The organism is Streptomyces sp. NPDC097981 (assembly GCF_040302565.1).
GTDB lineage: Bacteria > Actinomycetota > Actinomycetes > Streptomycetales > Streptomycetaceae > Streptomyces.
In genome coordinates this window covers 1-12,513 of sequence record NZ_JBEORW010000015.1, presented here as the reverse complement: position 1 = coordinate 12,513, position 12,513 = coordinate 1, and the positions used below count along the sequence as shown (strand labels likewise).

At 69.7% G+C, this 12,513-nt stretch carries 11 protein-coding genes; 9 read left to right on the top strand and 2 right to left on the bottom strand.

Features of this window, described 5'->3' with window-relative positions; translation table 11 throughout:
* Nucleotides 1–61 precede the first annotated feature (61 nt).
* The 6 genes from eccD (at nucleotide 62) to ABTY04_RS16675 (ending at nucleotide 7,218) form a co-directional block, all read left to right on the top strand.
* On the top strand, nucleotides 62–1,567 hold the full coding sequence (gene eccD, locus ABTY04_RS16700) for a type VII secretion integral membrane protein EccD (protein ID WP_352214081.1): 1,506 nt from the start codon (nucleotides 62–64) through the stop codon (nucleotides 1,565–1,567).
* Nucleotides 1,568–1,749: 182 nt separating this feature from the next.
* A complete protein-coding gene (gene rpsO / locus ABTY04_RS16695; protein WP_030161433.1) occupies nucleotides 1,750–2,037 on the top strand; it encodes a 30S ribosomal protein S15 in 288 nt (95 codons plus the stop codon).
* 297 nt (nucleotides 2,038–2,334) lie between these two features.
* Nucleotides 2,335–4,557, top strand: coding sequence for a polyribonucleotide nucleotidyltransferase (locus tag ABTY04_RS16690; RefSeq protein WP_352214199.1), 2,223 nt, complete (start codon nucleotides 2,335–2,337; stop codon nucleotides 4,555–4,557).
* On the top strand, nucleotides 4,554–5,933 hold the full coding sequence (locus ABTY04_RS16685; protein WP_352214080.1) for a M16 family metallopeptidase: 1,380 nt from the start codon (nucleotides 4,554–4,556) through the stop codon (nucleotides 5,931–5,933). The genes ABTY04_RS16690 and ABTY04_RS16685 overlap by 4 nt, the downstream gene beginning before the upstream one ends.
* A gap of 63 nt (nucleotides 5,934–5,996) precedes the next feature.
* On the top strand, nucleotides 5,997–6,752 hold the full coding sequence (gene dapB, locus ABTY04_RS16680; RefSeq protein ID WP_352214079.1) for a 4-hydroxy-tetrahydrodipicolinate reductase: 756 nt from the start codon (nucleotides 5,997–5,999) through the stop codon (nucleotides 6,750–6,752).
* 19 nt (nucleotides 6,753–6,771) lie between these two features.
* The gene (locus ABTY04_RS16675) at nucleotides 6,772–7,218 is read left to right on the top strand and encodes a tetratricopeptide repeat protein (RefSeq protein WP_352214078.1); all 447 of its coding nucleotides are present in this window, start codon (nucleotides 6,772–6,774) and stop codon (nucleotides 7,216–7,218) included.
* A gap of 74 nt (nucleotides 7,219–7,292) precedes the next feature.
* On the opposite strand, the gene ABTY04_RS16670 is transcribed toward ABTY04_RS16675, so the two are convergent.
* Together ABTY04_RS16670 and ABTY04_RS16665 are read right to left on the bottom strand one after the other, a co-directional pair.
* Nucleotides 7,293–7,859, bottom strand: a complete 567-nt coding sequence (locus ABTY04_RS16670; RefSeq protein ID WP_352214077.1) for an SCO5741 family PH domain-containing membrane protein — start codon at nucleotides 7,857–7,859, stop codon at nucleotides 7,293–7,295.
* A 48-nt stretch (nucleotides 7,860–7,907) separates the two neighbouring features.
* Nucleotides 7,908–8,171 carry a hypothetical protein gene (locus tag ABTY04_RS16665; RefSeq protein ID WP_352214076.1) on the bottom strand — a complete coding sequence of 88 codons (264 nt, stop codon included), beginning with the start codon at nucleotides 8,169–8,171 and terminating at the stop codon, nucleotides 7,908–7,910.
* Nucleotides 8,172–8,417: 246 nt separating this feature from the next.
* Between ABTY04_RS16665 and thyX the strand changes: the two genes are divergently transcribed.
* The 3 genes from thyX (at nucleotide 8,418) to ABTY04_RS16650 (ending at nucleotide 12,108) form a co-directional block, all read left to right on the top strand.
* A complete protein-coding gene (gene thyX, locus ABTY04_RS16660; protein WP_352214075.1) occupies nucleotides 8,418–9,158 on the top strand; it encodes an FAD-dependent thymidylate synthase in 741 nt (246 codons plus the stop codon).
* A 248-nt stretch (nucleotides 9,159–9,406) separates the two neighbouring features.
* Nucleotides 9,407–10,306 carry a 4-hydroxy-tetrahydrodipicolinate synthase gene (gene dapA / locus ABTY04_RS16655; RefSeq protein ID WP_352214074.1) on the top strand — a complete coding sequence of 300 codons (900 nt, stop codon included), beginning with the start codon at nucleotides 9,407–9,409 and terminating at the stop codon, nucleotides 10,304–10,306.
* 116 nt (nucleotides 10,307–10,422) lie between these two features.
* On the top strand, nucleotides 10,423–12,108 hold the full coding sequence (locus ABTY04_RS16650; protein WP_352214073.1) for a ribonuclease J: 1,686 nt from the start codon (nucleotides 10,423–10,425) through the stop codon (nucleotides 12,106–12,108).
* Nucleotides 12,109–12,513: the final 405 nt, after the last annotated feature.

Here is a 12,513-nt window from a genome sequence, read left to right as displayed (position 1 = left end):
GCATCCGCGAATCCGAGGCGACAGCCCATGCACCCGCTTCGCCAACCAGGGGGTCACACAGGTGAGTACGGCCGCAACGACGGGCTTCTGCAGGGTCACCGTCGTGGCTCCCGACAGCCGCATCGACGTCGCTCTCCCCGAGGACATCGCCGTCGCCGACGTCTACCCCGAACTCCTGCGCCTCACCGGCCAGACCCAGCCCGTCGGCGCACCCACCGGATTCCATCTGGTCCGCCGTGACGGCACGGTGCTCGACGGCGCCCGCACCCTCTCCGCCCAACAGGTCCTCGACGGCGAGGTGCTGAGCCTGCGTCCGTTCGCCGAGTCGCTGCCGCCCGCCGTCTTCGACGACGTCTCCGACGCCGTCGCCTCCGCCGTCGTCCGCGACCGCCACCGCTGGAGCGACGACATGCTGCGCGGCGCGGGCCTGGCCGGCGCCGCCGTGCTGCTCGTCCTGCTCGGCTTCGTCCTCTGGTACGCGGACCCCGTCCGCCACGACATGCACGGCCTGCCCGGCATCATCGCCGGCGCCGTGGGCGTGCTCCTCACCGCCGCCGCGGGCGTGCGTGCCCGCGTGTACGGCGACCGCGGCTCCGCCGTCGCCCTCGGCCTCGGCGCCCTCCCGCACCTGCTGATCGCAGGCTCCGGCATCATCGCCCCCGCCGCCGGCGAGGGACCCGGCCGGCTCCAGTTCCTGCTCGGCTGCATCTGCGTCCTGGTCGCCTCCGTGGCCCTCGTCGCGCTCACCCCCAACGGGGACGCCCCGTTCGTCGCGGCCACCTTCCTCGCCACCACCGGAACCCTGGCCACCTTCGCCGCCATCGCCACCGCGGCCTCCGCCACCGCGACCGCCGCCGTCTGCGCCCCGGTCGCCATCGGCCTCGTCGCCTTCCTGCCCGGCCTCTCCGCCCGCTTCGCCCGGCTGCCCATCGGCTACGCCGCACCGCAGAGCGCCGTCGAGGATTACGAGACCCCGGACCGCTACGAGACGGAGCCGTACGGCGACCCCTCCGGCTCCGAGCAGCACGACCCGGGCGCCCCGCTCGACGCCGAGGCCATCGCCGCCCAGGCCCGCCGCGGCCACGAGATGCTGCTCGGCCTGGTCGGCGGCTGCGCCGCGGTCGCCGTCGGCTCCGCCGCCGTCCTCGGCTTCTCCGACAACACCTGGGGCAGGCTGCTGGCCCTCGCCGCCGGGCTGGCCATGCTCCTGCGCGCCCGGCTCTTCCGCTACACCTCCCAGGTCGTGTGCACTCTCGTCGCCGGCCTGGCCGCCATCGCACTGCTGATCCTGGGCCTGGCCCTGCACCCGCCGGCGGACCTGGTCCGGGAGCTCGTCCAGTACCACGACCACGGCGGTCTGGACCTCCGTACGATCTGGCTCTCCGCCGCCGTCGCCGCCGGCGCGGCGCTCCTCGCGGGAATTGCGCTTGTCATCCCCCGCAAGGGCCTGTCACCCTTCTGGGGACGGCTGCTCGACCTCACCGAGGCGGCAGTACTGCTCAGTCTTGTCCCGCTGGCCCTCGCCGTGCTGGACGTGTACGCCCGGGCCCGCGCTCTCACCAGCTGAGACAGGGGCCGTGCGGCAGCCTGGTACGCTGTGTGACGGCCGTTTGTGTACGCGCCCCCGGATCCCCGGCAAAGGGTCTGTGGGCTGCGCTCAGCGGACCCCGCCTCCCGAGTTACGGAAGATCCCCAGAGAATTCGACCTGGGGCACTCGGTGGCCACGAAGACCTATACGAGGAGTACGCGTGTCGCTCGACGCCGCTACGAAGAAGCAGATCATCGCCGAGTTTGGTGCCAAGGAGGGCGACACCGGCTCCCCCGAGGTCCAGGTCGCGATGCTCTCGAAGCGCATCACGGACCTGACCGAGCACCTCAAGACCCACAAGCACGACCACCACTCCCGTCGTGGTCTGCTGATCCTGGTCGGCCAGCGTCGCCGCCTGCTGCAGTACCTGGCCAAGAAGGACATCCAGCGCTTCCGTACGCTGGTCGAGCGCCTCGGCATCCGCCGCGGTGCGGCCGGCGTCAAGTAAAGACGCTGTGAAGGGAGCGGTTCCCACACTGAGGGGGCCGCTCCCTTTGCTGTACGTGCTGCCGCTCTGCGTGCGGGACGTACCGGACGCTTTGTAGTCTGGATGCACGTGCACAACTGAAGAGGAGGAGCGCCCTCCCTACGCCGCCGGTCCTCGGTAGTGGTACCCGGAAAGCCCCACGGGCACCGAACCGGGTACTTCGATCGAAGACCGGCCCGCACGCAAGGAGCGCTTCTCCGCAACCGTCCGCAGCCACACGGGCAGCGGACGGAGACGACGAAAATGGAGAAAACGCTAGTGGAGAACGAGACCCACTACGCCGAGGCCGTCATTGACAACGGTTCCTTCGGCACCCGCACCATCCGCTTCGAGACGGGCCGTCTGGCCCGCCAGGCCGCCGGCTCCGCCGTTGCCTACCTGGACGACGACACGATGGTGCTTTCCGCCACCACCGCGTCGAAGAAGCCCAAGGACCAGCTCGACTTCTTCCCCCTGACGGTGGACGTCGAGGAGCGGCAGTACGCGGCCGGCAAGATCCCCGGCTCCTTCTTCCGCCGCGAGGGCCGGCCCTCCGAGGACGCGATCCTCACCTGCCGCCTGATCGACCGCCCGCTGCGCCCGTCCTTCAAGAAGGGCCTGCGCAACGAGATCCAGGTCGTCGCCACCGTCATGGCGCTCAACCCGGACCACCTGTACGACGTCATCGCGATCAACGCCGCGTCCGCGTCCACGCAGCTGGCCGGCCTGCCCTTCTCCGGCCCGATCGGCGGCGTCCGCGTCGCGCTGATCCGCGGCCAGTGGGTGGCCTTCCCGACGCACACCGAGCTTGAGGACGCCGTCTTCGACATGGTCGTCGCGGGCCGCGTCCTGGAGGACGGCGACGTCGCGATCATGATGGTCGAGGCCGAGGCCACCGAGAAGACCATCACCCTGGTCAAGGGTGGCGCCGAGGCGCCGACCGAGGAGATCGTGGCCGCCGGCCTCGAAGCCTCGAAGCCCTTCATCAAGGCCCTCTGCAAGGCCCAGGCGGACCTGGCGGCCAAGGCCGCCAAGCCCGAGGGCGAGTTCCCGGTCTTCCTGGACTACCAGGACGACGTGTACGAGGCCCTCGCGGCCGCCGTCAAGGGCGAGCTCGCCCAGGCGCTGACCATCGCGGGCAAGCAGGACCGCGAGGCCGAGCTGGACCGCGTCAAGGACATCGCCGCCGAGAAGCTCCTCCCGGCCTTCGAAGGCCGCGAGAAGGAGATCTCCGCCGCCTACCGCAGCCTGACCAAGGCCCTGGTGCGCGAGCGCGTCATCAAGGACAAGGTCCGCATCGACGGCCGCGGGATCACGGACATCCGTACCCTCGCCGCCGAGGTCGAGGCCATCCCGCGCGTGCACGGCTCGGCGCTGTTCGAGCGTGGCGAGACCCAGATCCTGGGCGTCACCACCCTCAACATGCTCCGTATGGAGCAGCAGCTGGACACCCTCTCCCCGGTGACCCGCAAGCGCTACATGCACAACTACAACTTCCCGCCGTACTCCGTCGGTGAGACCGGCCGCGTGGGCTCGCCCAAGCGCCGCGAGATCGGCCACGGCGCGCTCGCCGAGCGCGCGATCGTGCCGGTCCTCCCGACCCGCGAGGAGTTCCCGTACGCGATCCGCCAGGTGTCCGAGGCCCTCGGCTCCAACGGTTCGACGTCCATGGGCTCGGTCTGCGCCTCCACCATGTCGCTGCTGAACGCCGGTGTGCCCCTCAAGGCCCCCGTCGCCGGTATCGCCATGGGCCTGATCTCCCAGGAGATCGACGGCAAGACGCACTACGTCGCCCTCACCGACATCCTCGGTGCGGAGGACGCCTTCGGCGACATGGACTTCAAGGTCGCCGGCACCAAGGAGTTCGTGACCGCCCTCCAGCTCGACACCAAGCTGGACGGCATCCCGGCCTCCGTCCTGGCCGCGGCCCTCAAGCAGGCCCGCGACGCCCGCCTCCACATCCTCGACGTGATGATGGAAGCGATCGACACGCCGGACGAGATGTCCCCGAACGCCCCGCGGATCATCACCGTCAAGATCCCGGTGGACAAGATCGGTGAGGTCATCGGCCCCAAGGGCAAGATGATCAACCAGATCCAGGAGGACACCGGCGCCGAAATCACGATCGAGGACGACGGCACCATCTACATCGGTGCCGCCGACGGCCCGGCCGCCGAGGCCGCCCGCGCCACGATCAACGGCATCGCCAACCCGACCATGCCGGAGGTCGGCGAGCGCTACCTGGGTACGGTCGTCAAGACCACCACCTTCGGTGCCTTCGTCTCCCTGCTCCCGGGCAAGGACGGCCTCCTGCACATCTCGCAGATCCGCAAGCTCGCCGGTGGCAAGCGCGTGGAGAACGTCGAGGACGTGCTCGCGGTCGGCACCAAGGTCCAGGTCGAGATCGCCGAGATCGACCAGCGCGGCAAGCTCTCCCTGATCCCCGTGATCGACGGCGAGGCCGCCGGCGACGACGCTGACAAGGACGACTCCGACAAGTGACGTCGCGTAGTTCCCGTGTGACGGCCCGCCCCTCTTCGGAGGGGCGGGCCGTCGCCCGTACCCAAACCCTCCTCAAGGGCGAGAACGGCATCGGCACCGTCCGGCGCACGGTCCTCCCCGGCGGACTGCGCATCGTCACGGAGACGTTGCCCTCCGTCCGCTCCGCCACCTTCGGCATCTGGGCACACGTCGGCTCCCGCGACGAGACGCCGACGCTGAACGGCGCCACGCACTACCTGGAGCACCTCCTCTTCAAGGGCACGCACAAGCGCAGCGCCCTCGACATCTCCTCCGCGATCGACGCGGTCGGCGGCGAGATGAACGCCTTCACGGCGAAGGAGTACACCTGCTACTACGCGCGGGTGCTCGACACCGACCTGCCGCTGGCGATCGACGTGGTCTGCGACATGCTCACCGGCTCGCTGATCCGCGAGGAGGACGTCGACGCCGAGCGCGGCGTCATCCTCGAAGAGATCGCGATGACCGAGGACGACGCGGGCGACTGCGTGCACGACCTGTTCGCGCACACGATGTACGGTGACACCCCGCTGGGCCGTCCCGTCCTCGGCACCGTCGACACGATCAACGCCCTCGGCGCCGACCGGATCCGCCGCTTCTACAAGAAGCACTACGACCCCCGCCACCTGGTGGTGGCCGCGGCGGGCAACGTCGACCACAACAAGGTCGTACGCCAGGTCCGCGCCGCCTTCGAGAAGGCCGGCGCGCTCAGGCACACCGACGCCGAGCCGATCGGCCCGCGCAGCGGAGCCAAGCGCATCCGCACCTCCGGCCGCGTCGACCTGATCAGCCGCAAGACCGAGCAGGCCCACGTGGTCCTCGGCATGCCCGGCCTGGCCCGTACCGACGAGCGCCGCTGGGCGCTCGGCGTGCTGAACACGGCCCTCGGCGGAGGCATGTCCTCCCGCCTCTTCCAGGAGGTGCGCGAGAAGCGCGGCCTGGCCTACAGCGTGTACTCCTACACCTCGGGCTTCGCCGACACCGGGCTCTTCGGCGTCTACGCGGGCTGCCGGCCCAGCCAGGTCCACGACGTGCTGCGGATCTGCCGCGGCGAGCTCGACAAGGTCGTCTCCGAGGGGCTCACCGACGAGGAGGTCAAGCGGGCCATCGGCCAGCTGTCCGGCTCCACCGTCCTCGGCCTGGAGGACACCGGCGCGATCATGAACCGCATCGGCAAGAGCGAGCTCTGCTGGGGCGACCAGATGTCGGTCGACGACATGCTGACCCGGATCGCCTCCGTGACCCCGGACGACGTCCGCTCGGTCGCCCGGGACGTACTGGCCCAGAGGCCGTCGCTCGCGGTGATCGGCCCGCTCAAGGAGAAGCAGGCCGCCCGCCTCGACGAAGCGGTGGTCTGAGACCCTGAGGCCGGGCACGGCCGCCGGCCGGTGCCCGGCCCGTACGACAGGAAGCGAAGAAGCATGAGCAGCAAGCTGCGGGTAGCCGTTCTCGGAGCGCAGGGCCGCATCGGCTCCGAGGCCGTCAAGGCCGTCGAGGCCGCCGAGGACATGGAGCTGGTGGCCGCCCTCGGCCGCGGCGACAAGCTGGAGACGGTGGCCGAGGCCGGCGCGCAGGTCGCGGTCGAGCTGACCACCCCCGACTCGGTCATGGAGAACCTGGAATTCCTGGTCCGCCACGGAATCCACGGCGTGGTCGGCACCACCGGCTGGAACGAGGAGCGCCTCGCCCGGCTGGACGCCTGGCTCGCCGCCTCCCCGCAGACCGGTGTGCTCATCGCCCCGAACTTCTCCATCGGCGCCGTCCTCACCATGAAGTTCGCCGCCCAGGCCGCCCGCTACTTCGAGTCCGTCGAGGTCGTCGAGCTCCACCACCCGAACAAGGTCGACGCCCCCTCCGGCACGGCGACCCGCACGGCGCAGCTCATCGCGGCCGCCCGCGCGGAAGCCGGCTGCGCCCCGCAGCCCGACGCCACCGCCACCGCCCTGGACGGCGCGCGCGGCGCGAACGTCGACGGCGTCCCGGTGCACGCGATCCGCCTGCGCGGCCTGCTGGCCCACCAGGAGGTGCTGCTCGGCGGCGAGGGCGAGACCCTGACCATCCGTCACGACTCCCTGCACCACAGCAGCTTCATGCCGGGCATCCTGCTCGGTGCGCGCCGCGTCGTGCAGAACCCGGGCCTCACCTTCGGCCTGGAAAACTTCCTCGACCTCGGCTGATGAGCAGGCAGTAGTACCCATGCGCGCGAAGATCACTTACTTCCTCACGGCCGCCGTCCTGGTCGTCTACTTCGTCCTGGTCGGCAGCCGGGGGGTGCTGCTGATCCGGCAGGGCACCCTGCTGACCGTCACCTTCGGTGCGGCGGTGCTCGTCCTGCCGGTCATCGGCATCTGGTTCCTCTGGAAGAACACGCAGTTCGTGACGAGGGCGAACCAGCTGGCGACGGAGCTGGAGGCCGAGGGCGGACTGCCCGTGGACGAGCTGGAGCGGGACGAGTACGGCCGGATCCTGCGGGACTCCGCCGACGAGGTCTTCGCGCGCCGCAAGGCCGAGACGGAGGACGCGCCGGGGGACTGGCGCAGCTGGTTCCGCCTCGCCGTCGCCTATCACGACGCCCGCGACACCCCGCGGGCCCGGAAGGCCATGCAACGCGCCATCGCCCTGCACGGCGGACCGCGCCGCTAGGCTCTGGGCGCCCGTACGCCCGTACAGGCCTGAACGGATCCTGTACGGGCTTCCCGGGCACCGCCCGTCCCTTGTCAGGCGGGCACGGCCCGGTACTCCTCGGCCCAGGCCTGGACCATGTCGGCGGCCCGGTCGAACGCCTCGGTCCGCGACAGGAAGTCGGCGTCGTGGTCGGTCAGCAGGACCGGCAGTTCCGAGCCGTCGCGCCCGGCCGCCGTCAGGGCCTGCCCCTGGACGGTCCGCGGGAGCCCCAGCAGGCGCACCGGCTGCTGGACCGTACGGACCTCGGTGATCTCGTCCCAGGCGATCGAACGGGTGGCGAAGAAGCCCACCCGGCGAAGCCCCGCGGGACTCACCCACACGCCCGCCATCAGCAGGCGCAGCGCCGATCCGATCACGCCGAGCGCGGCTGCCAGGCAGACGGCGGCGCCCGTCCAGGCTCCCGCGAACGCGATGATCATCGTGGCGAGCAGCATGAACGCGGCCAGCAGGAGCAGCAGGGCGGCGCCGGCCACCCGCCAGGGCCCGGGCCGGTAGGGCCGGCGCCAGCGGTCGGGGTCCTCGTGGGCGAGTACGTCGCCGCCGGCACTGTCTTCGTGCGCGTCGAACGCGCCGTCGGCCGTCAAGAAGGGCAGGGGCACGGCTGTACCTCACTCACATGCACGTTCGGTTGGGCTGTGCCCGTGAGGCTACCGCCCCTCGGAGGCCTCCGACTGCTGCGACTTGGCGGGCGCCCGGTGGGGCTGCAGTGCCGGCATGCCGAAGAGCAGGGAGCCGACGAGTCCTGCCACCACGGTCAGCCCGACCAGACTACGGGCGGTCATCTGGGCCGCGCCGAGGCGTTCGCGCGGCGGTGGAGTGACGTTGCTGCGGAAACGGTCGGCCTCGGCGACGAAGGCGAACGGGACGGGTTCGCTGCGGGTACCGCCCAGCGGTGGCTGGGGGAGGAACATGGAGCGACTCTCCTCACGGTCAGGGCCCGGGGGCGGCGGTGCCGGGTGCGTGCGGCGTGTACCGGTGAAGACGAACGAGCCGCCCAATCGGTGCCTGAATTCGGACAATAACCAAAATTCATGGCTGGGCGTCAGCTGAAAGGGTGGCCGAGCCGCCCCACGGGCCCGCGCGGGACCTGCGCGTCGGGCCACGAGCTGCGCCGTAGAGTGGGCGCGCCCCATGTGAGTCGTTCGGAAGGACCCCCGGTGAGCGAGACCGCCGCTTCAGACCTGAAACCCAGCTTCCGCAGTGATGTGACGGTGGAGCTGGTGAAGCACTCCGCCGCCGACTCCGACGTGCTGTGGGCCGCCCGTGTCTCCACGGCCGGCGAGCAGTCGCTCGACGAGCTCCAGAAGGACCCGGAGCGCTCCAAGGGCCTCATCAACTACCTGATGCGGGACCGGCACGGCAGCCCCTTCGAGCACAACTCGATGACCTTCTTCATCAGCGCCCCGATCTTCGTGTTCCGCGAGTTCATGCGGCACCGCGTCGGCTGGTCGTACAACGAGGAATCGGGCCGCTACAGGGAGCTGGAGCCCGTCTTCTACGTCCCGGACGCCGAGCGCAAGCTCGTCCAGGAGGGCCGCCCGGGCAAGTACGTCTTCGTCGAGGGCACCACGGCCCAGCAGGAACTGACGGGCCGGGTCATGGAGGACTCGTACCGCCAGGCCTACGAGGCGTACCAGGAGATGCTGGCCGCGGGCGTGGCCCGCGAGGTTGCCCGTTCGGTCCTGCCGGTCGGACTTTTCTCCTCGATGTACGCCACCTGCAACGCGCGCTCGCTCATGCACTTCCTCGGCCTGCGCACGCAGCACGAGCTCGCGGCCGTCCCGTCCTTCCCGCAACGGGAGATCGAGATGGTCGGCGAGAAGATGGAGCAGCACTGGGCCGCGCTCATGCCGCTCACGTACGCCGCCTACAACGCCAATGGGCGTATCGCCCCGTAAGCGCCGGTACAGCCTGACGGGGATGGGTGGGCCCGTGGTGTACAGGTGTGCGGAGTCAAGTCCGAAGTGTCCGTATTGCCACGTTTCGTAAAGTTCATCTAGGCTGATCAAACGGACCCGGCACTGCTTGAACCCCCGAGCAGGCAGTGCCGGGCTCCAACACTTCTCCCGGCCCGCGCCCGGAGCCACACCCCGTTGACGTCCCCCGAGGGGACACCGTGAGCATGGCAGCGAGTAGCGTGTTACCCATGGCTCCGATCTCGACTCCGCAGACCCCCTTCGGGCGGGTCCTCACCGCCATGATCACGCCGTTCACGGCGGATGGCGCACTCGACCTCGACGGCGCGCAGCAGCTCGCCGTCCACTTGGTGGACGCAGGCAACGACGGCCTGATCATCAACGGGACCACCGGCGAGTCCCCGACCACCACCGACGCGGAGAAGAACGACCTCGTACGAGCCGTCCTCGAAGCGGTCGGCGACCGTGCCCACGTCGTCGCCGGCATCGGCACGAATGACACCCGCCACACCCTGGAGCTCGCCCGCCAGGCCGAGCGCACCGGCGCACACGGCCTGCTCGCGGTGACCCCGTACTACAGCAAGCCGCCGCAGGAAGGCCTCTACCGGCACTTCACCGCGATCGCCGACGCCACCGAGCTCCCGGTGATGCTCTACGACATCCCCGGCCGCAGCGGTGTCCCGATCGACACCGAGACCCTCGTGAGGCTCGCCGAGCACCCTCGCATCGTGGCCAACAAGGACGCCAAGGGCGACCTCGGCCGCGCCAGCTGGGCCATCGCGCAGAGCGGACTCGCCTGGTACTCCGGCGATGACATGCTGAACCTGCCGCTGCTGTCCGTCGGCGCCGTCGGCTTCGTCTCAGTGGTCGGCCACGTGGTCACCCCCGAGCTCCGCGCGATGCTCGAAGCCCACCTGGGCGGCGACGTCCAGAAGGCCACCGAGATCCACCAGAAGCTGCTCCCGGTCTTCACCGGCATGTTCCGCACCCAGGGTGTGATCACCACCAAGGGCGCCCTGAACCTCCAGGGCCTGCCCGCGGGCCCGCTGCGGCTCCCGCTGGTCGAGCTGACGGCCGAAGAGGCCGCCCAGCTCAAGATCGATCTTGCCGCCGGCGGGGTACAGCTCTGACATCGGACTTCACAACTGAATAAGCAAGACGACAAAACAGACAAAAGCAAGTGCACGAATGACATGCGCGCCACGTGCCTTACGAGGTACGTGGCGTGTGTGGTGAGGAGAGACTTTTGAGCCATCCGCACCCTGAACTCGGCCCGCCGCCGAAGCTCCCCAAGGGCGGCCTCCGGGTCACCCCCCTGGGCGGTCTGGGCGAGATCGGCCGCAACATGACCGTCTTCGAGTTCGACGGCCGCCTGCTGATCGTCGACTGCGGCGTTCTCTTCCCCGAGGAGGAGCAGCCGGGCATCGACCTGATCCTGCCGGACTTCTCGTCCATCCGGGACCGGCTCGACGACATCGAGGGCATCGTCCTCACGCACGGCCACGAGGACCACATCGGCGCCGTCCCCTACCTCCTCCGGGAGAAGCCGGACATCCCGCTGATCGGCTCCAAGCTGACGCTGGCCCTTATCGAGGCCAAGCTGCAGGAGCACCGGATCCGCCCCTACACCCTTGAGGTGAAGGAAGGCGACCGGGAGAACCTCGGACACTTCGACTGCGAGTTCATCGCGGTCAACCACTCCATCCCGGACGCCCTGGCCGTCGCCATCCGCACCCCCGCGGGCCTGGTGGTCGCCACCGGCGACTTCAAGATGGACCAGCTCCCGCTGGACAACCGCCTCACCGACCTGCACGCCTTCGCGCGTCTGAGCGAGGAGGGCATCGACCTCCTCCTCTCGGACTCGACGAACGCCGAGGTCCCGGGCTTCGTCCCGCCCGAGCGCGACATCTCGAACGCCATCCGCGGCGTCTTCGCCGGCGCCCAGAAGCGGATCATCGTGGCGAGCTTCGCCAGCCACGTCCACCGCATCCAGCAGATCCTGGACGCAGCGCACGAGTACGGCCGCCGGGTCGCCTTCGTGGGCCGTTCGATGGTCCGCAACATGGGCATCGCCCGTGACCTGGGCTACCTGCGGGTCCCGGCCGGCCTCGTCGTCGACGTGCGGACCCTCGACGACCTGCCGGACGACGAGGTCGTGCTGGTCTGTACGGGTTCCCAGGGCGAGCCGATGGCGGCCCTGTCCCGCATGGCCAACCGCGACCACCAGATCCGGATCGTCCCCGGTGACACCGTGATCCTCGCGTCGTCGCTGATCCCGGGCAACGAGAACGCGGTCTACCGCGTGATCAACGGCCTGACCCGCTGGGGTGCCAACGTCGTGCACAAGGGCAACGCCAAGGTGCACGTCTCCGGCCACGCGTCCGCCGGCGAGCTGCTGTACTTCTACAACATCTGCAAGCCGCGGAACCTCATGCCGGTCCACGGCGAATGGCGTCACCTGCGCGCCAACGCCGAGCTCGGCGCCATGACGGGCGTCCCGAAGGACCGCATCGTCATCGCCGAGGACGGCGTGGTCGTCGACCTGATCGACGGCAAGGCCCGGATCTCCGGCAAGGTCCAGGCCGGCTACGTGTACGTGGACGGCCTGTCGGTCGGCGACGTCACCGAGTCCTCGCTCAAGGACCGCCGGATCCTCGGCGACGAGGGCATCATCTCGGTCTTCGTCGTGGTGGACAGCACCACCGGCAAGGTCATCAGCGGCCCGAACATCCAGGCCCGCGGCTCCGGCATCGAGGACTCGGCCTTCACGTCGGTCCTGCCGAAGATCGAGGAAGCCATCGCCCGCGCCGCCGCCGACGGCGTCGCGGAGCCGCACCAGATCCAGCAGCTCATCCGCCGGACCATGGGCAAGTGGGTCTCGGACGGCTACCGCCGCCGCCCGATGATCCTCCCGGTCGTCGTCGAGGTCTGAGCCTCGCCGTAGCGCCGTCACCGGAGCGGGGCAACCGGATTTGCATCCGGGGGCCCCGCTCCAGTACGTTTACGACCCCACCTCGCACAACACCCCGGGCACACACGTGTGTCCGGACGTGCTCTGCGAGCGGGCGGGATTCAAGACCCAGGGAGACCTGATAAAGTCTGATCCGCCCGAAAGGGAAAGGCCCTCCAACGGCCACCGAATTCAATTCCACTCCGGAAACGGAGCGGAAAAGATCTGGTAAGGTTGGGACCGCCGGAAAGGGAAAACGCGAAAGCGAAGGACCTGGAAAGCAAGCGGGACTGACTCTGATAGAGTCGGAAACGCAAGAACGAAAGCCCGGAGGAAAGCCCGAGAGGGTGAGTACAAAGGAAGCGTCCGTTCCTTGAGAACTCAACA